At 72.7% G+C, this 20988-nt stretch carries 20 protein-coding genes; 11 read left to right on the forward strand and 9 right to left on the reverse strand.

Translation table 11 applies throughout. The features are described from left to right. Positions 1–26 precede the first annotated feature (26 nt). The 4 genes from sdhA to AES38_RS04395 all read right to left on the reverse strand — a co-directional run bounded on the left by sdhA (position 27) and on the right by AES38_RS04395 (position 4101). Positions 27–1850 carry a succinate dehydrogenase flavoprotein subunit gene (gene sdhA / locus AES38_RS04380; RefSeq protein ID WP_053773948.1) on the reverse strand — a complete coding sequence of 608 codons (1824 nt, stop codon included), beginning with the start codon at positions 1848–1850 and terminating at the stop codon, positions 27–29. Between the two features lie 33 nt (positions 1851–1883). Further along, entirely contained in the window at positions 1884–2360 is a 477-nt protein-coding gene (locus AES38_RS04385; protein WP_053773949.1) for a succinate dehydrogenase hydrophobic membrane anchor subunit, read from the reverse strand. Continuing rightward, positions 2351–2785: a succinate dehydrogenase, cytochrome b556 subunit gene (gene sdhC, locus AES38_RS04390; RefSeq protein ID WP_072174613.1), complete on the reverse strand. Its 435-nt coding sequence runs from the start codon at positions 2783–2785 to the stop codon at positions 2351–2353. The genes AES38_RS04385 and sdhC overlap by 10 nt, the downstream gene beginning before the upstream one ends. Positions 2786–2925: 140 nt before the next feature. Further along, entirely contained in the window at positions 2926–4101 is a 1176-nt protein-coding gene (locus AES38_RS04395; RefSeq protein WP_053775666.1) for a glycosyltransferase family 4 protein, read from the reverse strand. A 117-nt stretch (positions 4102–4218) separates the two neighbouring features. Here AES38_RS04395 and AES38_RS04400 point away from each other — a divergent pair, with 117 nt between their 5' ends. The 8 genes from AES38_RS04400 to AES38_RS04435 all read left to right on the forward strand — a co-directional run bounded on the left by AES38_RS04400 (position 4219) and on the right by AES38_RS04435 (position 13759). Beyond that, positions 4219–5340, forward strand: coding sequence for a mannose-1-phosphate guanylyltransferase (locus AES38_RS04400; RefSeq protein WP_053773950.1), 1122 nt, complete (start codon positions 4219–4221; stop codon positions 5338–5340). A gap of 74 nt (positions 5341–5414) precedes the next feature. Then, entirely contained in the window at positions 5415–6488 is a 1074-nt protein-coding gene (locus tag AES38_RS04405) for a BMP family lipoprotein (RefSeq protein ID WP_053773951.1), read from the forward strand. Between the two features lie 150 nt (positions 6489–6638). After that, a complete protein-coding gene (locus AES38_RS04410) occupies positions 6639–7733 on the forward strand; it encodes a BMP family lipoprotein (RefSeq protein ID WP_053773952.1) in 1095 nt (364 codons plus the stop codon). 81 nt (positions 7734–7814) lie between these two features. Then, entirely contained in the window at positions 7815–9356 is a 1542-nt protein-coding gene (locus tag AES38_RS04415) for an ABC transporter ATP-binding protein (protein ID WP_053773953.1), read from the forward strand. After that, on the forward strand, positions 9353–10735 hold the full coding sequence (locus AES38_RS04420) for an ABC transporter permease (protein ID WP_174775884.1): 1383 nt from the start codon (positions 9353–9355) through the stop codon (positions 10733–10735). Before AES38_RS04415 ends, AES38_RS04420 begins: the two co-directional genes overlap by 4 nt. Then, positions 10732–12036, forward strand: coding sequence for an ABC transporter permease (locus AES38_RS04425; protein ID WP_053773954.1), 1305 nt, complete (start codon positions 10732–10734; stop codon positions 12034–12036). The genes AES38_RS04420 and AES38_RS04425 overlap by 4 nt, the downstream gene beginning before the upstream one ends. Continuing rightward, the gene (locus AES38_RS04430; protein ID WP_053773955.1) at positions 12033–12464 is read left to right on the forward strand and encodes a cytidine deaminase; all 432 of its coding nucleotides are present in this window, start codon (positions 12033–12035) and stop codon (positions 12462–12464) included. Before AES38_RS04425 ends, AES38_RS04430 begins: the two co-directional genes overlap by 4 nt. Continuing rightward, positions 12461–13759 (forward strand): thymidine phosphorylase, encoded by a 1299-nt coding sequence (locus tag AES38_RS04435; protein ID WP_053773956.1) that lies wholly within the window; start codon positions 12461–12463, stop codon positions 13757–13759. The genes AES38_RS04430 and AES38_RS04435 overlap by 4 nt, the downstream gene beginning before the upstream one ends. 72 nt (positions 13760–13831) lie before the next feature. Here AES38_RS04435 and uriH read toward each other — a convergent pair whose 3' ends face one another. Further along, positions 13832–14767 carry a uridine-preferring nucleoside hydrolase UriH gene (gene uriH, locus AES38_RS04440; RefSeq protein ID WP_053773957.1) on the reverse strand — a complete coding sequence of 312 codons (936 nt, stop codon included), beginning with the start codon at positions 14765–14767 and terminating at the stop codon, positions 13832–13834. A gap of 103 nt (positions 14768–14870) precedes the next feature. Between uriH and AES38_RS04445 the strand changes: the two genes are divergently transcribed. The 3 genes from AES38_RS04445 to AES38_RS04455 all read left to right on the forward strand — a co-directional run bounded on the left by AES38_RS04445 (position 14871) and on the right by AES38_RS04455 (position 16778). Beyond that, positions 14871–15989 carry an adenosine deaminase gene (locus AES38_RS04445; RefSeq protein ID WP_053773958.1) on the forward strand — a complete coding sequence of 373 codons (1119 nt, stop codon included), beginning with the start codon at positions 14871–14873 and terminating at the stop codon, positions 15987–15989. Positions 15990–16059: 70 nt separating this feature from the next. Further along, positions 16060–16509: a PTS sugar transporter subunit IIA gene (locus AES38_RS04450; RefSeq protein ID WP_053773959.1), complete on the forward strand. Its 450-nt coding sequence runs from the start codon at positions 16060–16062 to the stop codon at positions 16507–16509. Then, the gene (locus tag AES38_RS04455) at positions 16506–16778 is read left to right on the forward strand and encodes a PTS sugar transporter subunit IIB (protein WP_043670099.1); all 273 of its coding nucleotides are present in this window, start codon (positions 16506–16508) and stop codon (positions 16776–16778) included. The genes AES38_RS04450 and AES38_RS04455 overlap by 4 nt, the downstream gene beginning before the upstream one ends. On the opposite strand, the gene AES38_RS04460 is transcribed toward AES38_RS04455, so the two are convergent. The 4 genes from AES38_RS04460 to AES38_RS04475 all read right to left on the reverse strand — a co-directional run bounded on the left by AES38_RS04460 (position 16727) and on the right by AES38_RS04475 (position 20974). Further along, the gene (locus tag AES38_RS04460) at positions 16727–17734 is read right to left on the reverse strand and encodes a hypothetical protein (RefSeq protein ID WP_053773960.1); all 1008 of its coding nucleotides are present in this window, start codon (positions 17732–17734) and stop codon (positions 16727–16729) included. The two genes, AES38_RS04455 and AES38_RS04460, sit on opposite strands and share 52 nt — an antisense overlap. Then, positions 17731–18357, reverse strand: a complete 627-nt coding sequence (locus tag AES38_RS16470; RefSeq protein WP_053773961.1) for a MerR family transcriptional regulator — start codon at positions 18355–18357, stop codon at positions 17731–17733. Before AES38_RS16470 ends, AES38_RS04460 begins: the two co-directional genes overlap by 4 nt. Before the next feature lie 89 nt (positions 18358–18446). After that, entirely contained in the window at positions 18447–20150 is a 1704-nt protein-coding gene (locus AES38_RS04470) for a phospho-sugar mutase (protein ID WP_053773962.1), read from the reverse strand. Next, positions 20147–20974 carry a purine-nucleoside phosphorylase gene (locus AES38_RS04475; protein WP_053773963.1) on the reverse strand — a complete coding sequence of 276 codons (828 nt, stop codon included), beginning with the start codon at positions 20972–20974 and terminating at the stop codon, positions 20147–20149. Before AES38_RS04475 ends, AES38_RS04470 begins: the two co-directional genes overlap by 4 nt. Positions 20975–20988 lie beyond the last annotated feature (14 nt).

Consider the following 20988-nt stretch of genomic DNA (forward strand, 5'->3'; position numbering starts at 1 on the left):
GATGTGCGTCGGTGCCGACCGGAGGGTCAGTACTTCCGCTCCATCGGCTGGTAGTTCGTGATGACCACGGGCTTGGTGCTGAGCTTGATGTGGTCGCCGGCGTCGGTGCTGTGCGCGTCGCCGGTGAGGTACGCCATGGTGTGGACCATGTAGTTCTCGTCGTCCCGCTTCGGGAAGTCCTCGCGGAAGTGGCCGCCGCGGCTCTCCTTGCGGTACATCGCCGAGTACACGACGACCTCCGCGAGGTCGAGCAGGAAGCCGAGCTCGATGGCCTCGAGCAGGTCCGTGTTGAAGCGCTGGCCCTTGTCCTGCACCTGGATGTTCGTGTACCGCTCGCGCAGGTCGGCGATCACCCTGGTGACCTCGATGAGCGTCTCCTCGGTGCGGAACACCTGGGCGTTGCGGTCCATCGACTCCTGCAGCTCGCGACGCAGCGTCGAGATCCGCTCGGTGCCGTTGGAGTTGCGCGCGCCCTCGACGAGGCCCTTCACGAAGTCGGCCGCGTCGGCGGGCAGCGGCGTGAAGTCGACCGTCTTCACGTACTCGGCCGCGTAGTTGCCCGCGCGCTTGCCGAACACGTTGATGTCGAGGAGCGAGTTGGTGCCGAGGCGGTTGGATCCGTGCACCGAGACGCACGCGCACTCGCCGGCCGCGTAGAGGCCGGGCACCACGGTCGTGTTGTCCGAGAGGACCTCGGCCTTGATGTTCGTGGGGATGCCGCCCATCGCGTAGTGCGCGGTGGGGAGCACGGGCACGGGCTCCGTGTACGGCTCGACACCGAGGTACGTGCGCGCGAACTCCGTGATGTCCGGGAGCTTCGCGTCGATGACGGCGGGCTCCAGATGGGTGATGTCGAGGTAGACGTAGTCCTTGTTGGGGCCCGCGCCGCGGCCCTCGCGGATCTCGGTCGCCATGCAGCGGGCCACGATGTCGCGCGGCGCGAGGTCCTTGATGGTGGGGGCGTACCGCTCCATGAAGCGCTCGCCCTCGCTGTTGCGGAGGATCGCGCCCTCGCCGCGGGCCGCCTCCGACAGGAGGATGCCGAGGCCGGCGAGGCCGGTCGGGTGGAACTGGAAGAACTCCATGTCCTCGAGCGGCAGGCCCTTGCGCCAGATGATCCCGACGCCGTCGCCCGTGAGGGTGTGCGCGTTCGAGGTGGTCTTGTAGATCTTGCCGAAGCCGCCGGTGGCGAAGATGACGGCCTTGGACTGGAAGACGTGGATCTCGCCGGTCGAGAGCTCGAGGGCCACGACGCCCGCGGGCTGCTGCTTCCCGTCGACCTCGGCCATGACGAGGTCGAGCACGTAGAACTCGTTGTAGAAGTTGATGCCGAACTTGACGCAGTTCTGGTACAGCGTCTGCAGGATCATGTGGCCCGTGCGGTCGGCCGCGTAGCAGGACCGGCGGACGGGGCTCTTGCCGTGGTCGGCCGTGTGGCCGCCGAAGCGGCGCTGGTCGATCTTGCCGTCCGGCGTGCGGTTGAAGGGGAGGCCCATGTTCTCGAGGTCGATGACCGCGTCGATGGCCTCCTTGGCGAGGATCTCCGCCGCGTCCTGGTCGACGAGGTAGTCGCCGCCCTTGACGGTGTCGAAGGTGTGCCACTCCCAGCTGTCCTCCTCCACGTTCGCGAGCGCCGCGGCCATGCCGCCCTGCGCCGCGCCGGTGTGGGAGCGGGTGGGGTAGAGCTTCGAGATGACGGCCGTGTTCGCCTGCGGTCCCGCCTCGATCGCCGCGCGCATGCCGGCACCGCCCGCACCCACGATCACGATGTCGAACTGGTGGTAGTGGACGCCGTCCACGATGGTGCTCGCGGAGGGCTCGGAACCGGGGGTGGCGGTGTCAGTGGTCACGGGCTTCTTTCTCGAGGCGGATGGGGAAGCGGGCTACAGGTCGCCGCAGAAGGAGGGGAGCAGGTCCGCGGGCTGGCCGGCGGGGCACGGGTCGAACGTGAAGACCACGAGCGTGCCGAGCACGAGGAGGACCACCGTGGACGCGACGAGCGCGCCCTTGAGGATCTTCCGGGTGCGGGGCGACGCCGCGTAGTCGTTCACGAGCGTGCGCATGCCGTTGGCGCCGTGGATGACCGCGAGCCAGAGCAGCGCGATGTCCCAGACCTTCCAGAACGGGTCGGACAGCTTGCCGCCGACGAACGCGAAGTCGATGGCCTTGATGCCCTCGCCGTTGACGAGGTTGACGTAGAGGTGGCCGAAGATGAGCACGACGAGCACGACGCCCGAGGCGCGCATGTACATCCAGCCCCACTTCTCCCAGTTGACGCCGCCCTGGGGACGGGGCTGCCGGGCCTGGCGGGGACGCTCGATGCTCACCTGCTGTGCGATGTCGCTCACGATCAGATCCATCCCGCTTCGCTGAACACGTTCATGAGGTGGCGCGGCACGAAGCCGGCCATGAGGACGACCCACAGGCCGATGACCACGTAGAACATCAGGCGCTGGTGCTTGGCGCCGAAGCGCCAGAAGTCGATGAGGATGATGCGCAGCCCGTTGAGCGCGTGGAACCCGATGGCCCCGACGAGGGCGACCTCGCCGATGCCCATGATCGGGTTCTTGTAGGTGCCGATGACCGCGTTGTAGGCCTCGGGGCTCACGCGGATGAGGCTCGTGTCGAGCACGTGCACGAGGAGGAAGAAGAAGATGGACACGCCGGTGATGCGGTGCAGCACCCAGGACCACATGCCCTCGCGGCCCCGGTACAGCGTCCCGGCGGGGACCTTCGGTGCGCGCGAGCTCTGCGGCTCCCGGGTTCCTGTCGTCTTGATGGACACGGAACGACCCTCCCTGATGCTGGTGCCCCGTGGGCGGAGCGCCTTCGCGCCGACATTGCGCGAGGTCCTCAGTCTACGGCCGCCCTCCGAGCGGTCGCCCGTTAGGGCACCCTAAGCGGGCAGGCGTCCGGCCGGCCGGCTCAGGCGCCGACGGGCACGGCGCCGGCGCCCGTGGGATCCGCGGTCTGGAGCGCCGAGCGGCGGGCCGAGACGGCGCGGTCGTAGTGGCCGATGAGCTCGTCGCCGATGGTCGCCCAGGAGCGGCCGAGCACCGCGCGGCGACCGGCCTCGCCCATCCGGAGGCGCATCGGCCCGCTCGCGACGACCTCGTCCACGAGGCGGCGGAGGTCGGCGTCGCGCGGCGACGCGGGGTCGAAGAGGAACCCGTCCGTGCCGTGGTCGACGAGGTCGATCGGGCCGCCCGCGTGCGGGGCGACGACGGGGAGGCCCGAGGCGTGCGCCTCCTGCACCGTCTGGCCGAAGGTCTCCTCGGTCCCGGTGTGCACGAAGACGTCCATCGCGGCGTACGCGGCGGCCAGCTCCCGGCCGCCGACCCGGCCGAGCCACGTGACGGGCATTCCCGCGAGCGCGCGGCGGGCGGAGGCCTGGCTCGGGCCGTCGCCGGCGACGAGGAACCGCACGCCGGGCATCCCGCGGAGCGCGGCGAGCCGCTCGAGCTGCTTCTCGGGCGCGATGCGTCCGACGTAGCCCACGACCGTCTCGCCGCCCGGCGCGACGCGGTGGCGGAGCGCGACCGCGTCGTCCATCGCGCGGTTGCGGGGGTGGTAGCGGTCGAGGTCCACGCCGCGGCCCCAGCGGGCCACGCGCTCGACCCCCGCGGCGGCGAGGTCGGCGGCCGCGGCGCTCGAGGGCGCGAGGGTCAGGTCGGCGCCCTGGTGGATCCAGCGCACGAGCCGCCAGACGTACGGCGCGGTCGCGGCCAGCCGGTTGCGGCGCGCGTAGCCGGCGACGTCGGTCTGGAACACCGCGACCGACGGGGTGTCGATGCGCGTCGCGGCCGCGATGGCCTGGGCGCCGAGGAAGAGGGGGGAGGCGGCGTGCAGCACGTCGGGCGCGAAGTCCGTGAGGAGGCGCAGGACGTGGGGGCTCGGGATCCCGACCGGGAACTGCCGGTAGGCGATGGCCGGGACGCCGTGCACGCGGAATCCCGCGAACTGGGACGGGGCGCCGGCGTCCGGGGCGATCACGAGCACCTCGTGCCCGCGGTCCCGCAGGTGCTCGAGCACCCGGCAGACGCTGGTGGTGACGCCGTTGACGGTGGGGAGGAAGCTCTCGCTGACGACGGCTACGCGCATGCCCACGACGCTAGGCAGGGGCGCCGACCGTGCCGCCGCGGGGCCGTGAACGGGCCGTTGCGGTCGCGTGAACTCGGCGCATCCGGCTGTTTCCCAGGGTGCCGATAGTGTGGGCCCATGGCCGAGCAGACGAGCGCGATCTCCCGTTTCCACAGCGTCATCCCCGCGGGGGGCGTGGGCTCCCGGCTCTGGCCGCTGTCGCGCGCCGACGCCCCGAAGTTCCTCCACGACCTCACCGGATCCGGCCGCACGCTGCTCCGGGACACGTGGGAGCGCCTCGCCCCCCTCTCCGGCGCCGACCGGATCATGGTCGTCACGGGACGCGCCCACCGTGCCGCCGTCGAGGCCCAGCTCCCCGAGCTCGCCGACCCGAACGTGGTCCTCGAGAGCGAGGGACGCGACAGCACCGCCGCTATCGCGCTCGCCGCCGCCATCCTCGAGCGCCGCGAGCCGGGCGTCATCATCGGCTCGTTCGCGGCCGACCACGTCATCGCCGACCCGGACCGCTTCCGCGACACCGTGCGCGAGGCGGTCATCGCCGCCGACGCCGGCTACATCACGACCATCGGCATCACGCCGACGGAGCCCGCCACCGGCTTCGGCTACATCCACACGGGCAAGGCGCTCAGCATCCCCGGAGCCCCGCACGCGCTCGAGGTCGCGTCCTTCGTGGAGAAGCCGAGCATCGGGGTCGCCCGCGGCTACGTGAAGGGGGGCACGCACCTCTGGAACGCCGGCATGTTCATCGCGCGCGCCGACCGCCTGCTGGAAGAGCTCGGCCGCACCGAGCCGGAGCTGCTGAAGGGCGTGCTCGAGCTCGCCGAGGCGTGGGACACCGCCGACCGCGGCCTCGTCGTCGACCGCGTGTGGCCGAACCTCAAGAAGATCGCCATCGACTACTCGGTCGCCGAGCCGGCCGCCGCCCGCGGCGCGCTCGCCGTGATCCCCGGCCGCTTCACCTGGGACGACGTGGGCGACTTCGCCTCCGTCGCGAAGATGCACTCGAGCGGGCGCAAGTCCGACCTCGTGATCCTCGGCGAGGACGCGCGCGTCCTGTCCGACGCGTCGAGCGGCATCGTGGTGGCGAACAGCAAGCGCGTGATCAGCCTCATCGGCGTCCGCGACATCGTCGTGGTCGACACCCCGGACGCCCTCCTCGTGACCACCAAGGAGAACGCGCAGCGGGTGAAGAGCGTCGTCGACGCGCTCAAGCTCAGCGGCGGCACGGACGTGCTGTAACGAAGGGGTAACGAAGGTCGCGGGGGCTCTCCGCGGCCGGAGGGCGCCCCGAGCCCCGCCGCTAGATTCCGGGGATGCCCCGCACCCGCCGCGTCATTCGCGCCGCCTCCCTGCCCCTCGCCCTCCTCGCCGCCGCGGCCCTCGCCGGATGCGGCGCGGCCCCCGAGCCCGGCGCCACCTCGGCCGCCGCGAGCGACTACTGCGCCCGCATGGTCACCAACTCCGGCGGCCTGCAGGACCGCTCCTTCAACCAGTCGAGCTGGGAGGGGCTGCAGCGGGCGGAGGAGGAGCTCGGGATCCAGGCCGACGTGCTCGTCTCCACCTCGGAGACGGACCTCGCGCCCAACGTCGAGCAGGCGGTCGGCACGGGCTGCGGCTTCGTCCTCACCGTCGGCTACGAGCTGGCGGAGGCGACGTCCGCGGCGGCGGCCGAGAACCCGGACGTGCACTTCTCCATCGTCGACGAGGTCGTCGACGCCCCGAACGTGAAGCCGCTCGTCTTCGACACCGCGCAGGCCTCGTACCTCGCGGGCTACCTGGCGGCGGGCGTGAGCGAGACCGGCAAGGTCGGGACCTTCGGCGGCGGGAACCAGCCGCCCGTCACCCTCTTCATGGACGGCTTCGTCGACGGCGTCGCCGCCTACAACCAGGCGCACGGCACGAGCGTCCAGGCTCTCGGCTGGGACGCGGCCGCGCAGGACGGCACGTTCACGGGCGACTTCGAGGACGTGTCGAAGGGCCAGACCACCACGCAGAACCTCCTCGACCAGGGCGCCGACGTGATCATGCCGGTCGCCGGGCAGGTGGGGGAGGGCGCCGCGTCCGCGATCCTGGCGCACGGCAGCGGCAAGCTCATCTGGGTGGACAACGACGGCTACGACACCCTGCCGGCCGAGTACCGGCCGCTCCTGCTCACGAGCGTGCTCAAGGACACCGGGCAGGCCGTGGTCGACATCGTGGGCGACGACCAGAAGGGGTCCTTCACCTCGGAGCCCTACGTCGGCACGCTCGCGAACGGCGGCGTGGGCCTCGCCGGGTACCACGACCTCGCGGCCTCGGTGCCGGCCGGGCTGCAGTCCGAGCTCGACGCGCTGAAGGCCCGGATCGTCTCCGGCGACGTGCGGGTGGAGTCGGTCTCGACGCCGTAGCAGGGCCTGCGTTTCCGCGGTGTTTCGCGGCCGTCGCGGATCGATAACGCTTGCGCCCGGAGGCCCGATCCGGGCGCCGGGAGCATTCCCGCGCATGGGTAACATGAACGCACATCGCCCGGCGGACCCGGGCTGCATCTGGAGGCCACAGTGACCATCACCACCCGAAAGGCCGCCCTCGGCGGTCTCGCCGCCGTCGGCATCACCGCGATCCTCGCGGGCTGCGGCGCCGCCCCCGAGTCGACCGCGGGAGGCGCCGGCGGAGCCGCGAAGAGCGACCTGCTCACCTGCATGGTCTCCGACTCCGGCGGATTCGACGACAAGTCGTTCAACCAGCTCGGCTACGAGGGCCTCACCAAGGCCGTCGACGACCTCGGCCTCCCGGCCCCCAAGCCCGTCGAGTCGGCGTCCGAGACCGACTTCGCGCCCAACCTCACCAACCTCGCCGACCAGGGCTGCGGCCTCATCGTCACCGTCGGCTTCCTCCTCAAGGAGGCCACCGAGGAGGCGGCGAAGGCCAACCCCGACATCGAGTACGCGATCATCGACGACGCGCAGATCACCGCGGACAACGTGAAGCCGATCACCTTCAACACGAGCGAGGCCGCGTTCCTCGCGGGCTACTCGGCCGCGGCCTACTCGAAGACCGGCACGGTCGGCACCTTCGGCGGCCTGCAGATCCCGACCGTCACGATCTTCATGGACGGCTTCGTGGACGGCGTGGAGTACTACAACGAGCAGAAGGGCAAGGACGTCAAGGCCATCGGCTGGGACGTCGCGAGCCAGAGCGGGTCGTTCACGGGCGAGTTCGTCGCCAACCAGACGGCCAAGACCGCCGCTCAGACCCTCATCGACCAGGGCGCGGACGTCATCATGCCCGTCGGCGGACCGATCTTCCTCAGCGCCGGCGAGGCCATCCGCGACTCCAGCGACAAGAAGGTCGTCATGGTGGGCGTCGACTCCGACGCCTACGAGACCGCGCCCGACCTCAAGGACCTCTTCCTCACCTCGGTGCTCAAGGGCATCGACGCGGGCGTCGAGGACGTCGTGAAGACCGCGGCGGACGACCAGTTCGACGCGACGCCCTACGTGGGGACGCTGAAGAACGGCGGCGTGGACATCGCCCCGTTCCACGACTACGAGTCCGAGGTCCCGTCGGACCTCTCGGGCGAGATCGAGACGATCAAGGCCGGCATCGTCGACGGCTCGATCACCGTCGAGTCGCCGTCGTCGCTGACGAAGTAGCATCGAACGCACCGCGGGGGGATCGGCAGTCGCCGGTCCCCCCGCCGCGTGCTCACCACACCCACCGAACAGATTGATCCGATGAAGCTCGAACTGCGGGGCATCACCAAGCGCTTCGGCGCGCTGGTGGCCAACGACCACATCGACCTCGTCGTCCGCCCGGGGGAGATCCACTGCCTCCTCGGCGAGAACGGCGCCGGCAAGTCCACGCTGATGAACGTGCTCTACGGCCTGTACCAGGCCGAGGAGGGCGAGATCCTGCTGGACGACCGGGTGGCGCGGTTCGCCGGACCCGGCGACGCGATGGCCGCCGGCATCGGCATGGTCCACCAGCACTTCATGCTCATCCCCGTGTTCACGGTCGCGGAGAACGTCATGCTCGGGCACGAGCAGACGAAGCTCGGCGGCCGGCTCGACCTCGCCGGAGCACGCGCGAAGGTGCGCGAGATCTCGGCCCGGTTCGGCTTCGACGTGGATCCCGACGCGCTCGTCGCCGACCTGCCCGTCGGCGTGCAGCAGCGCGTGGAGATCATCAAGGCCCTGTCGCGCGACGCGGAGGTGCTCGTGTTCGACGAGCCGACCGCGGTGCTCACCCCGCAGGAGACCGACGAGCTCATGGTGATCATGAAGCAGCTGCGGGACGCCGGGACGGGCATCGTCTTCATCACCCACAAGCTGCGCGAGGTGCGCGAGGTCGCGGACCGCATCACCGTGATTCGGCTCGGCAAGGTGGTCGGCGAGGCCGAGCCCACAGCCACCAACGCGGAGCTCGCCTCGCTCATGGTCGGCCGGAGCGTGTCGCTCACCGTCCAGAAGGCGCCGGCGACGCCGGGCGACGCGGCCCTCGTGGTCCGCGACCTCACGGTCGTGGACGCCGCCGGCCAGGTCGTCGTCGACGGCGTGAGCTTCGAGGTGCACGCGGGGGAGATCCTCGCCATCGCGGGCGTGCAGGGCAACGGCCAGACCGAGCTCACCGAGGCGATCCTCGGGCTGCAGCCCCGCGTGTCCGGCACCATCGACCTCGACGGGACGCGCCTCACCGGCCGCTCCGTCCGGCGCGTGCTCGACGCGGGCGTCGGCTTCGTGCCCGAGGACCGCAACGAGGACGGTCTCGTCGCCGAGTTCTCCATCGCCGAGAACCTCATGCTCGACCGCTCCGACAGCCCGCCGTTCGTGGTCGCCGGATCCCTGAAGCTCGGCTACCTCGACTCGTTCGCGCGCGACCGCGTGCGCGAGTTCGACATCCGGACGCAGGGCATCGAGACCCACGTCGGCCGGCTCTCCGGCGGCAACGCGCAGAAGGTCGTGCTCGCCCGCGAGCTGAGCCGGGAGCTCCGCCTGTTCGTCGCCGCGCAGCCCACGCGCGGCCTCGACGTCGGCTCCATCGAGTTCGTGCACACCCGCGTCGTCGAGACGCGCGACCGGGGCCTGCCCGTCATCGTCGTCTCCACGGAGCTCGACGAGGTCGTCGCGCTCGCCGACCGGATCGCCGTCATGTACCGCGGCGGCATCGTCGGCATCGTCCCGGGCGACACCCCGCGCGACGTGCTCGGCCTCATGATGGCCGGCGAGGTCCCGGCATCCGTCCCCACCACCACGACCGCCGGAGGGCGCCCCGCATGACCGACGACACCACTCGTCCCGAGGGCCACGGTCCCGAGGACCCGTCCGCGGGGCAGCTGCCCGCCTCCGGTCGCGAGTCCGGATCCGTGGGCGACCCCACGCGCTCGGAGGCGCCCGCGGGCGTGCCCGCCGTCGCCACCGCCGAGCCCGCCCCCGGCTCCGGCTCCGACGGCGGGGGATCCCGCGCCGGTCAGGTGCTCCGCGAGATCGCGAGCGGCAGCGCGCTGCTGTCGGTGCTCGCGGTCGTGCTGTCGCTCGTCGTCGGCGCCCTGCTCATCGCCGTCACCGACGAGGCGACGCAGAAGGCGGCCGGCTACTTCTTCAGCCGCCCGCTCGACACGCTGCGGGCCGGATGGGATGCGGCCAGCGGCGCGTACTCCGCTCTCTTCCAGGGCTCGATCTACAACTTCCGCCGCCCGGGCTTCGCGAACGGCATCAAGCCGCTCACCGAGACGCTCACCTTCGCCACCCCGCTCATCGCGGCCGGCCTCGGCGTGGCGCTCGCGTTCCGCGTGGGCCTGTTCAACATCGGCGCCCGCGGGCAGATGCTCATCGCCGCCGCGTGCGCCGGCTGGGTCGGCTTCAGCTTCGACATGCCGCCCGTGGTCCACCTGGTGCTCGCGGTCGGCGCGGGCATCCTCGGCGGCGCGGTCTGGGGCGGGATCGTCGGCCTCCTCAAGGCGCGCACGGGCGCGCACGAGGTGATCGTCACGATCATGCTCAACTACGTCGCGTTCTACCTCCTCTCCTACCTGCTGCGGACGCCGGGCCTCCTCCAGGCGCCCGGGTCCAACAACCCGAAGACCCCGGGCATGAAGGACAGCGCGGTCTTCCCCGCCCTCCTCGGCGACGGGTACTCGCTGCACGCGGGCTTCCTCGTCGTCGTGGTCGCCACGGTGATCGTCTGGTACCTCCTCAACCGCTCCGGACTCGGCTTCCGGTTCCGCGCGGTGGGCGAGAACCCGAGCGCGGCGCGGGTCGCGGGCATCGACGTCAAGAACTCGTACCTCTACGCCATGCTCATCTCCGGCGGGCTCGCGGGCCTCGCCGGGGCGAGCCAGGTGCTCGGCACGGTCACCACGGGCTTCAGCTCGGGGATCGACGCGGGCATCGGCTTCGACGCCATCACGGTGGCGCTGCTCGGCCGCAGCCGGCCGTGGGGCGTGTTCGTCGCGGGGATCCTGTTCGGCGCGTTCAAGGCCGGCGGGTTCTCCATGCAGGCGGCCGAGGGCGTGCCCATCGACATCGTCGTGGTCGTCCAGTCGCTCATCGTCCTGTTCATCGCGGCGCCGCCGCTCGTCCGGGCGGTCTTCCGACTGCCCGCGCCGGGCCAGGCGCGTCGCACCATCCGGATCCGGAAGGCGGCGCTCAGCTCGTGACCGCGACCACCCCCACCGCCGCGCCCACGCCGGCGCCCCACGGCCCCGCGGCCGCCGCCCTCGAGCGCGCCGTCGCGACGAGCTGGAAGGCGCCCGTCGCCTTCGGGATCTTCACCGTCGTCTCGCTCGTCCTCTTCGTGCTCCTCGGGCGCGAGGGATCCAGCACGTTCGGGCTCTCCACGGGCACCGACCTCATCCAGCTGGCGCCGCTCGTGCTGCCGACCGCCGCGACGGGCGTCGCCGTGACGGTGCTGCTCGCCGCGCTCACGGTGGTGTCCGCCCTGCTGGTGCGCCGGTCGGCGAAGGTGCCGCTGTGGCTCACGGTCGTGTTCGCGATCCTGTTCCTCGTGGCGTTCCTCACCTGGGCGTCCGCGGGCCAGACCATCCCCGTGCCCGGCCTCCTCGTCGGGACCGTGAGCCTGTCCGTGCCGCTCATCTTCGGCGCGCTCGGCGGCGTGCTGTCGGAGCGGGTCGGCGTCGTCAACGTCGCGATCGAGGGGCAGCTGCTCGCGGGCGCGTTCGTGTCGGCGGTCGTCGCCTCCGTGACGGGCCAGCCGCTCATCGGCCTCGCCTCCGCGATGGTGGCCGGCATGCTCGTGTCGTTCGTGCTGGCGGCCTTCGCCATCAAGTACCTGGTCGACCAGGTCATCGTGGGCGTCGTGCTCAACGTGCTCGTCACGGGCCTCACGAGCTTCCTGTTCTCGCAGGTGCTCTCGGCCGACCCGGGCACGCTCAACTCGCCGCCGCGCTTCGACCGCATCGACATCCCGGTCCTCGGCCAGATCCCCATCATCGGACCCGTGCTGTTCCGGCAGACGATCATCGTCTACCTCATGTACGTGGCCGTCTTCCTCGTCTGGTACTGCCTCTTCCACACCCGCTGGGGCCTCCGCCTCCGCGCGGTGGGCGAGCACCCGCAGGCCGCCGACACCGTGGGCATCAAGGTCGCGGGCACCCGGTTCTGGAACGTCTCCCTCGCGGGCGCGATCGCGGGCCTGGGCGGCGCGTTCTTCACGCTCGGCTCCGTCGGCGCGTTCAACAAGGAGATGACGGCGGGCGCGGGCTTCATCGCGCTGGCCGCGGTCATCTTCGGCCGGTGGGATCCGCTGCGCGCCACGCTCGCGGCCCTCCTGTTCGGGTTCGCGAGCAACCTGCAGAACGTCCTCGGCGTCATCGGGTCGCCCGTGCCGAGCGAGTTCATGCTGATGCTGCCGTACGTCGTGACCATCGCCGCGGTCGCAGGCCTCGTGGGGCAGGTGCGCGGCCCCGCCGCCGCCGGCAAGCCCTACGTGAAGTCGTGAGCGCCGTGGAGCCCGTGGAGTCGGGCGGCATCGACTGGGGGTCGCTCCGCGAGGCGGCCCATGAGGCCATGGGCCGCGCGTACGTCCCGTACTCGCGCTTCCCGGTGGGCGTCGCGGCCATCGCCACCGACGGCCGCGTCATCACCGGCTGCAACGTGGAGAACGCGTCCTACGGCCTGACGCTCTGCGCCGAGTGCGCGCTCGTCTCGGTCCTCCACCTCACGGGCGGCGGCCAGCTGGTCGCCTTCACGTGCGTGGACGGCGACGGGAACATCCTCATGCCGTGCGGGCGCTGCCGGCAGCTGCTGTTCGAGCACGCGGTGCCGGGGATGCTGCTGGAGACCGTGTCGGGGATCCGCACGATCGACGAGGTCCTGCCCGACGCCTTCGGGCCGAGCACGCTGGACGCCTACGGGGTCCGCCCGTGAGCGCCGCGTACGACGTCGTCGACCTGATCCGCGCCAAGCGCGACGGCGGCCGGCTCTCCACCGCCGAGATCGACTGGCTCGTCGCGGCGTACACCGACCGCTACGTGGCGGACGAGCAGATGGCCGCGCTCGCGATGGCGATCCTGCTCCGCGGCATGGACCGCACCGAGATCCGCGACCTGACGCTCGCCATGATCGCGAGCGGCGAGACCCTCGACTTCTCGGGTCTCGGCAAGCCCACGGTCGACAAGCACTCCACGGGCGGCGTGGGCGACAAGATCACCCTCCCGCTGATGCCGCTGGTCGCCTCCTACGGCGTCGCGGTGCCGCAGCTCTCGGGCCGCGGCCTCGGTCACACGGGCGGCACGCTCGACAAGCTCGAGTCGATCCCCGGCTGGCGCGCCGACCTCTCCACGGAGGAGATGGTGCAGCAGATGAGGGACCACGGCGGCGTGGTCTGCGCGGCCGGCAGCGGCCTCGCCCCCGCGGACAAGCGCCTCTACGCGCTCCGCGACACGACGGGCACGGTCGAGGCGATCCCGCTCATCGCCTCCAGCATCATGAGCAAGAAGATCGCGGAGGGCACGGGCGCGCTCGTCCTGGACGTGAAGTTCGGCGGCGGCGCCTTCATGACCGACATCGACCGGTCGCGCGAGCTCGCGCGCACCATGGTCGAGCTCGGCACCGACGCGGGCGTGCGGACGACCGCGCTCCTCACCGACATGGACGTGCCGCTCGGCCTCGCCATCGGCAACGCCAACGAGGTGCGCGAGTCCGTCGAGGTGCTCGCGGGCGGCGGCCCCGCCGACGTCGTGGAGCTCACCCTCGCGCTCGCGCGCGAGATGCTCGCGGCCGTCGGGATCCCCGACGCCGACGTCGAGGAGGCCCTCCGCGACGGCCGGGCCATGGACTCGTGGCGCGCCACCGTGCGCGCGCAGGGCGGGGATCCGGACGCCGCGCTGCCCGTGGCCCGCGAGACGCACGTGGTCACCGCCGAGCGCGACGGCGTGCTCGTGCAGCAGGAGGCGCTCCCGTTCGGCATCGCCGCCTGGCGCCTCGGCGCCGGACGCGCGCGCCAGGGCGACGCCGTGCAGCACGCCGCGGGAGTGGACCTGCACGCGAAGCCCGGGGACCGCGTCCGCCGCGGCGACCCGCTGTTCACGCTGTCCGCCGACGAGCCCGAGCGGTTCGCCCGCGCGCTGGAGTCGCTCGAGGGCGCCTACCGCGTCGGCGACCCGGAGGAGCACGTCGCGCGCGGCCCGCTCGTGCGGGAGCGCATCACCGCAGAGGGCTGATCCGGTCGCGTCCGGCCGCCGTCCGCGCGACGACGGCCGGGCGCGCCGCCCCTCGCGACGTCGCGCCGCGCCTCAGCCGATGCGCTCGAGGGCGTCGACCACCACGTCCCAGAAGCCGGCGTGGTCGAGGTCGACCGCCACCTGCGTCGTGCAGCCGGTGGGCGCGGGACGGCGGAGGTCGGCCACGGTCATGCCGGTCGTGTGCGTGCCCGAGAGCTCCACCGAGATCGGCGCGCGCCGCACCGAGACGAGCCGCGGGTCGATGACGCGGGCGACCGCGCACGGGTCGTGCACGGGCGGGCTCGGGAAGTCCTGCCGGTCGTGGTAGGCCCGGCCGTACGACTCCATCGAGTCGACGACGAAGCGCGCCGCCGGCGTGCCGATGGCGGCGATGCGCGCCATGACCTCGGGCGTCGCGGTCGCCTGGTAGGTGAGGTCGAGCCCCACCATGGTCACGGGCCACGCCTCGCCGAACACGATGTGGGCGGCCTCCGGATCCACCGCGACGTTGAACTCCGCGACCGCCGTGCTGTTGCCGTGGTGGTACCCGCCGCCCATGAGCACGACCTCCTTCACGCGCTCGACGATGCGCGGCTCGCGGCGCACGGCGAGGGCGACGTTGGTGAGCGCCCCGATGGGCACGAGGGTGATCTCGCCGGGCGCGTGCGCCATGACGGTTTCGATGATGAGGTCCACCGCGTGCCGCCGGTCGAGCGCCACGGTCGGCTCCGGCAGCTCGGGCCCGTCGAGGCCGGTCTCCCCGTGGATCTCGGGCGCCGTCATCACGGGCCGGACCAGCGGGCGCGCGCAGCCGGCCGCGACGGGCACGCCGTGGATCCCGGCGACCGTCGCGACCGCGAGCGCGTTCCGCGTGACCTTCTCGAGCGTCTGGTTCCCGGCGACCGTGGTGATGCCGACGAGCTCCACCTCGGGGCTGCCGTGCGCGAGCATCAGCGCGAGGGCGTCGTCGTGCCCGGGGTCGCAGTCGATCAGGATCTTGCGGGGCATGGGTCCTCCGGCTCGGGTCGCGCCCCGCCGGTGCGTGGCGCACCGATCGTTCGTGTGCCGACGACCTCCGCGTGGGCCTCGACGAGGCTAGTAGATTCGTCCCATGACACGCGCTCCCGAGGACTCCACGCTGCCCGGCGGAGGGTCGTACCGCGACCTCCCCAAGGTCTCCCTGCACGACCACCTCGACGGCGGCCTCCGCCCCGGCACGATCGTCGAGCTCGGCGACGAGGCCGGCATCGAGCTCCCCGCCCAGGAGGCCGACGCGCTCGGCGAGTGGTTCCGCACCAGCGCCGACTCCGGATCCCTCGTCGACTACCTGAAGACCTTCGACGTCACCATCGCCGTCATGCAGACCGAGGAGAACCTGGCGCGCGTCGCCCGGGAGTTCGTCGAGGACCTCGCGGACGACGGCGTCGTCTACGGCGAGATCCGGTGGGCGCCCGAGCAGCACCTTACCCGGGGCCTGTCGCTCGACGCCGTCGTCGAGGCCGTGCAGTCCGGCATCGAGGAGGGCGTGCGCGGCGTCGAGGAGGCGGGCGGATCCATCCGCGTCGGCCAGCTGGTCAGCGCCATGCGCCACCTCGACCGCGGCACCGAGATCGCCGAGCTCGCCGTCCGGCACCGCGACCGCGGCGTCGTCGGCTTCGACATCGCGGGCCCCGAGGCCGGATTCCCGCCGTCCCGCCTGCAGGGCGCGTTCGACCTCCTGGCGCGCGAGTGGATGCCCCGCACGGTCCACGCGGGCGAGGCCGACGGCCTCGAGTCCATCCGCTCCGCCCTGCTCGACGGCCGCGCGCTCCGCCTCGGCCACGGCGTGCGCATCGCCGAGGACATCGAGATCGACAGCGAGGAGGGCGAGGACGTCTTCGTCACCCTCGGCACGCTCGCGCAGTGGGTGAAGGACCGCGGGATCCCGCTCGAGCTCAGCCCGTCGTCCAACCTGCAGACCGGCGCCATCGAGGCGTGGGGCGACACGATGCGCGACCACCCCTTCGACCTGCTCTACCAGCTCGGCTTCGCCGTCACGGTGAACACCGACAACCGCCTCATGAGCGGCACCTCCATCAGCCGGGAGCTCGCGCTCCTCACGGACGCGTTCGCGTACGACCTCGACGACCACGAGGCCTTCCAGCTGAACGCGGCCGCCGCGGCCTTCCTGCCGCTGGAGGAGCGCGAGGCGCTCGCCGACATCGTCTCCGACGGTTTCGCCCGCCTGTAGCCCGGGCGCCACGGCCTCCCGTCCCGCTCGTCCCGTCCCGCTCGCCGCTTCGACAGAGAGGTCGCACCCCGTGCTCCCACCGCTCCCGGACGACGCCGTCACCCTCGGCGCCGAGGCCGCCGACTGGCGCGCGGCCGTGCGCCTCGTCGGCGACGCGCTCGTGCGCACCGGCGCGGCCACGGCCGACTACGCCGACGCCATGATCCGGGTCGTGGAGGAGTTCGGGGCCTACGTCGTCATCGCCCCGGGCCTCGCGCTCGCCCACGCCCGGCCAGGCCCCGACACCCTCGCGGACGGCCTCGCGGTCGTGACCCTCACGGAGCCCGTCGCGTTCGGGCACGCGCACAACGACCCGGTCGACGTCATCGTCGGCCTCGCGCTGACCACGGTCGACCGGCACGTCTCGTCGGTCGCCGACATGGCCAACATCTTCAACGATGCCACCGCCATCCCGCGGCTGCGCGCCGCCACCACGGTCGACGAGGTCCGGCGCATCATGGCCGGCGAGGAGAGCGCATGAAGGTCGTCGCCATCTGCGGCGTGGGGATCGGCACGTCCGGCATCCTCAAGGTCAACGCGGAACGGGCGCTCGCGCGCCTCGGCATCGAGGCGGACGTCACGGCGGCCGACCTCGCCAGCGTCGCCTCGATCGGGGAGGACGCGCAGGTCATCCTCACGTCGCCCGAGCTGGTCGACCGCATCGGCGCCACGTACGCCGACATCGTGGTGATCGAGAACTACTTCGACCTCGAGGAGATCTCGGCCAAGCTCGACGCCGCGCTCGGCTGAGCCGGCGCGTCGTCCGGCGACCGCCCGACCGGCGACGCGGGGGCCGCGCCACCCCTCCAGACCACGATCCCCGCCGCCAGCAGCGACGCGCCGACGATCCCGGCGCCCGCCGCGAGCACCGCGGGCGACGGGCCGTTGATCGGCTGCCCCGCGAGCGCCTGCACGGTGACGAGCGCGACCACCGCGAGGTACGCGACCGCCGCGACGGCCGTGAGCCGCACGCGCACCCGGTCGGGCGCGAGCGCCGGGATCCGCCGGGCCGCGAGCCCGAGCAGGAGCGCCGCGATCGGCAGCGCCTGCAGCGCGTGCATGCCGACGAAGTGGGGGATCCGCAGGTCGCCCGAGGCGGTGCTCCAGCCGAGGACGGGCAGCCCCGGCCCGCCGTCCTCCGCCCCCACGGTGTGCGCGCCCGCGACGCCGTGGAAGTCGGCGAGCTGGGCTGCGGTCGGCGACGTCATGAGGTACGCCAGGCCGATCCCGACGAGCGAGATGAGGGCGCCCGCGCGGATCCCGAGCGTCAGCGCCGGATCGGGCAGCCGGAGCCGGAGGACCGCGATGCTCGTGACGAAGGCGCAGAGGTAGAGCACGGTGATCGACACGGCCATCACGCCCCACAGCGTCGTCGCGAGCGGGCTCGTGACGTTGAAGTGGCTCGTCGTCCCGGCCGCCGCCGCGCCCACGATGACCGCCTGCTCGACGACGAGCGCGACCGCCACCACGGTGCCCACGAGGTGCGCCTGCCGCCGGAAGCGGGGGAGGCGCGCGATGAGCCAGGCCCAGGTGACGGCGTAGACGAGGATCGAGAGCGCGAACTTCGCGGGCTTGTCCCAGACGGGCGCACCCGACACGATCCGGTCGTCGACCACGCGGCCCACGACGCAGACGGCGGCGACCACGACCATGAGCGCCGCGACCGTCATCAGCGGCAGGTGCCAGCCGAAGGCGCGGCGGATCACGACGCGGCTCCCGTCGGCATCGCGACGGTGGCCTGCGCGATGCGCCGCAGCCCGGCGGCGAGGTGGTCGCCGAGCACCGTGCCGACGACCATCAGCTCGGCCATCGCCGTGCGGTCCGGCCGGGCCCGCACCGCGGCGAGGTCGGCGTCGGCCTGGATCCCCGCGGCCTCGGCGTACCGGTCCAGGTAGCCGTCGTCCATCCGGTGCCCCGAACGCTCGAGGGCGTCGACGGCCCGCGCCGCCTGAGCCCGGCCCGCATGCCCCTCGAGCACGCACCATCCCGCCCGGCGCGTGACCGCGTCGATGCGGTCGAGCGCGTCGGCCGCGGGCGGATCCGCGGGCGCCGGTCCGGGCGTCAGGGCGTCCTGCGCCACCGCGAACACGTCCTGCACCTCGCGGGCGTCGTCGTCGAGGACGGCGAGCACCTCGCGGGCCCGGGCGACCGGCAGCCGCCCGACGTCGATGAGCGCGCGGACCAGGCGCACCCGGCGGACGTGCGCGTCGTCGTACTCGGTGCGGTTGTCGCTCACGCGCGCCCCCGCGGGCAGCAGGCCCTCGCGGACGTAGTACTTGATGGTGGCCGGCGCGACGCCCGTGGCGTCGGCGAGCTCGGTGATGCGCATGGCGTGAGGCTAGCGCACTGATAGCGGCACTACCAGTGGCGCGCGGAAGGGGTCCGCGGGCCGTCGTGCGGCCCGCGGATCCTCCTCGGCTACAGCTCGAGCAGGGCGGGGACGGCCTGCGCGAGGTCGGCCACGATCGCGCGCGCCGCATCCCGTCGCTCGGCGACGGTGCCCTGGGTGCTCTGCGCGTCGAGGTACACCTTGACCTTGGGCTCCGTGCCGCTCGGCCGCACGATGAGGCGCGCGCCGTCGCCCAGGTGGAAGCGCAGCACGTCGCTCGGCGGCAGGTCGCCGAACCCGTCGGCGAGGTCGTCCATGCGCTCGACCCGACGGGACCCGATGGCGGCGGGCGGCGACTGCCGGAGCTTCGCCATGATCCGCGGGATGACGGCCAGGTCGGTGACGCGCACCGAGATCTGGTCGCTCGCGAACGACCCGAACCGCTCGGCGAACTCGCGGTCGTAGTCGTCGATGGTCAGCCCGCGCGCCTTCAGCGTCATGACGCCGTGCAGCACCGCGACGGCTGCGGAGATGCCGTCCTTGTCGCTCGTGATCCACGGCGCGACCAGGTAGCCGAGCGCCTCCTCGTAGCCGTAGATGAGGTCGGGTGCGCGCGAGATCCACTTGAAGCCCGTGAGCGTCTCGCGGTACCCGAAGCCGAGCTCGCGGGCCACCACCTCGAGCGCGGGGGAGGAGACGAGCGAGGACGCGAAGGTGCCCGTGTTGCCGTCCTCGGCGTAGCGCTCGGCGATCCCGAGGCCGAGCAGCATGCCGACCTCGTTGCCCGAGAGGCGGCGCCAGGCCCCGTGCTCGTCGACGATGGCGACGGCGAGCCGGTCGGCGTCGGGGTCGTTGGCGATGATGAGCTCCGCGTCGGCCTCGACGGCCGCCTGGAACGCGAGGTCGAGCGCGCCCGGCTCCTCGGGGTTCGGGAAGTCGACGGTGGGGAAGTCGGGGTCGGGATCCGCCTGCGCGGCCACCAACACGGGCGCGTCCACGCCGACGGCCTCGAACACGCGCGCCGCGGTCTCCCACCCGACGCCGTGCAGCGGCGTGTACACCCAGGCGAGCGGCGCGAGGGGGGCCGCGAACAGGTCGGCCGTCTCCCGCACGTAGGAGTCGAGGAGGGACTCGGGCGCGATCTCGTAGTCGTCCGCCACGGGCAGCTGCTGCACGGTGCGCTCGCCCGCCGCCTTGTGGATGAAGGCCGCGATGTCGCGGTCGGCCGGGCTGACGATCTGCGACCCGTGGTCCTCGTCGCCCAGGTAAACCTTGTAGCCGTTGTCGCGCGCCGGGTTGTGCGACGCGGTGACCATGACGCCGGCGCTCACGCCGAGGTGCTTGACCGCGTAGGCGAGCACGGGCGTCGGCAGCGCGCGCGGGAGGAGTACGGTGCGGACGCCGGCGCCGGCCATGATGCGCGCGGTGTCCTCGGCGAAGACGCGCGAGTTGTGCCGGCCGTCGTACCCGATGACGATGCTCGGGCGGGGGCTGCGGCTGCGGAGGTAGTCGGCGAACCCGGCGGCGGCCTGCGACACGAGCACGCGGTTCATGCGGTTCGGGCCCGCGCCCAGCTCGCCGCGGAGGCCCGCGGTGCCGAACTGCAGGCGCGTCTGGAAGCGGTCGCGGAGGCCGGCGGCCGCCTGCTCGCGCTCGGCGGCCGACGCCCCGGTGGCGGTGCCGTCCACGAGGTCGAGCAGCCCGTCGACCTCGGCGCGCGTGACGGGATCCGGGTCCTGGGCCCGCCAGGCCCGCGCGGCGGCGGCGAGCGCGACGGTCTCCTCGCGGCTCACAGGGCGCCCACGATGCGGGCGAGCAGATCGCCGATGCGGCCCTCGGCGGCGCGACCGGCCTCGATGACCTCCTCGTGGCTGAGCGGCGTCTCCTGGATGCCCGCGGCGAGGTTCGTGATGAGCGACATGCCGAGCACCTCCATGCCCGCCTCGCGCGCGGCGATGGCCTCGAGCGCGGTGGACATGCCGACGATGTGCCCGCCGATCGCCTCGGCCATGCGGACCTCGGCCGGCGTCTCGTAGTGGGGGCCGCGGAACTGGCAGTACACGCCCTCGTCGAGCTCGGGATCCACCCCGTGGGCGATGGCGCGGAGGCGGGCCGAGTAGAGGTCCGTGAGGTCGACGAACGTCGCGCCCTCGAGCGGCGAGTCCGCGGTGAGGTTGATGTGGTCGCTGATGAGCACGGGCGTGCCGGGCGTCCAGTGGCGCTTGATGCCGCCCGCGCCGTTGGTGAGGATCATCGTGGTGGCGCCGGTCGCGGCCGCGGTGCGCACGCTGTGCACGACCCGGCGGACCCCGTGGCCCTCGTAGTAGTGGGTGCGCGCGCCGATGACGAGGGCGCGGCGGCCCGAGGGCAGCAGGACGCTCCGCAGGGATCCGACGTGGCCCTCCAGCGCGGGCTTCGAGAAGCCGACGACCTCGGTGGCCGGGACGGTCGCGGTCGTCTCGCCGATGAGATCGGCCGCGCGGCCCCATCCGCTGCCGAGGGTCAGGGCGATGTCGTGGCGCTCGACGCCCGTGAGCTCGGCGATCTGCCGGGCCGCCTGCCGCGCGATCTCCTGGGGGTCCGCGTCGGGCGACTCGAGGGGGTTGCTGTAGGTCATGCCCCGATCCTAAA

The organism is Clavibacter capsici (assembly GCF_001280205.1).
In the GTDB taxonomy this organism is placed as follows: Bacteria; Actinomycetota; Actinomycetes; order Actinomycetales; family Microbacteriaceae; genus Clavibacter; species Clavibacter capsici.

What these genes read in the sequence shown, in the direction of transcription:
- AES38_RS04385 (WP_053773949.1), bottom strand. Translation starts at nt 2,360, where the DNA reads ATGGATCTGATCGTGAGCGACATCGCACAGCAGGTGAGCATCGAGCGT.
- AES38_RS04395 (WP_053775666.1), bottom strand. Translation starts at nt 4,101, where the DNA reads ATGCGCGTAGCCGTCGTCAGCGAGAGCTTCCTCCCCACCGTCAACGGC.
- AES38_RS04400 (WP_053773950.1), top strand. Translation starts at nt 4,219, where the DNA reads ATGGCCGAGCAGACGAGCGCGATCTCCCGTTTCCACAGCGTCATCCCC.
- AES38_RS04405 (WP_053773951.1), top strand. Translation starts at nt 5,415, where the DNA reads ATGCCCCGCACCCGCCGCGTCATTCGCGCCGCCTCCCTGCCCCTCGCC.
- AES38_RS04415 (WP_053773953.1), top strand. Translation starts at nt 7,815, where the DNA reads ATGAAGCTCGAACTGCGGGGCATCACCAAGCGCTTCGGCGCGCTGGTG.
- AES38_RS04420 (WP_174775884.1), top strand. Translation starts at nt 9,353, where the DNA reads ATGACCGACGACACCACTCGTCCCGAGGGCCACGGTCCCGAGGACCCG.
- uriH (WP_053773957.1), bottom strand. Translation starts at nt 14,767, where the DNA reads ATGCCCCGCAAGATCCTGATCGACTGCGACCCCGGGCACGACGACGCC.
- AES38_RS04445 (WP_053773958.1), top strand. Translation starts at nt 14,871, where the DNA reads ATGACACGCGCTCCCGAGGACTCCACGCTGCCCGGCGGAGGGTCGTAC.
- AES38_RS04455 (WP_043670099.1), top strand. Translation starts at nt 16,506, where the DNA reads ATGAAGGTCGTCGCCATCTGCGGCGTGGGGATCGGCACGTCCGGCATC.
- AES38_RS16470 (WP_053773961.1), bottom strand. Translation starts at nt 18,357, where the DNA reads ATGCGCATCACCGAGCTCGCCGACGCCACGGGCGTCGCGCCGGCCACC.
- AES38_RS04475 (WP_053773963.1), bottom strand. Translation starts at nt 20,974, where the DNA reads ATGACCTACAGCAACCCCCTCGAGTCGCCCGACGCGGACCCCCAGGAG.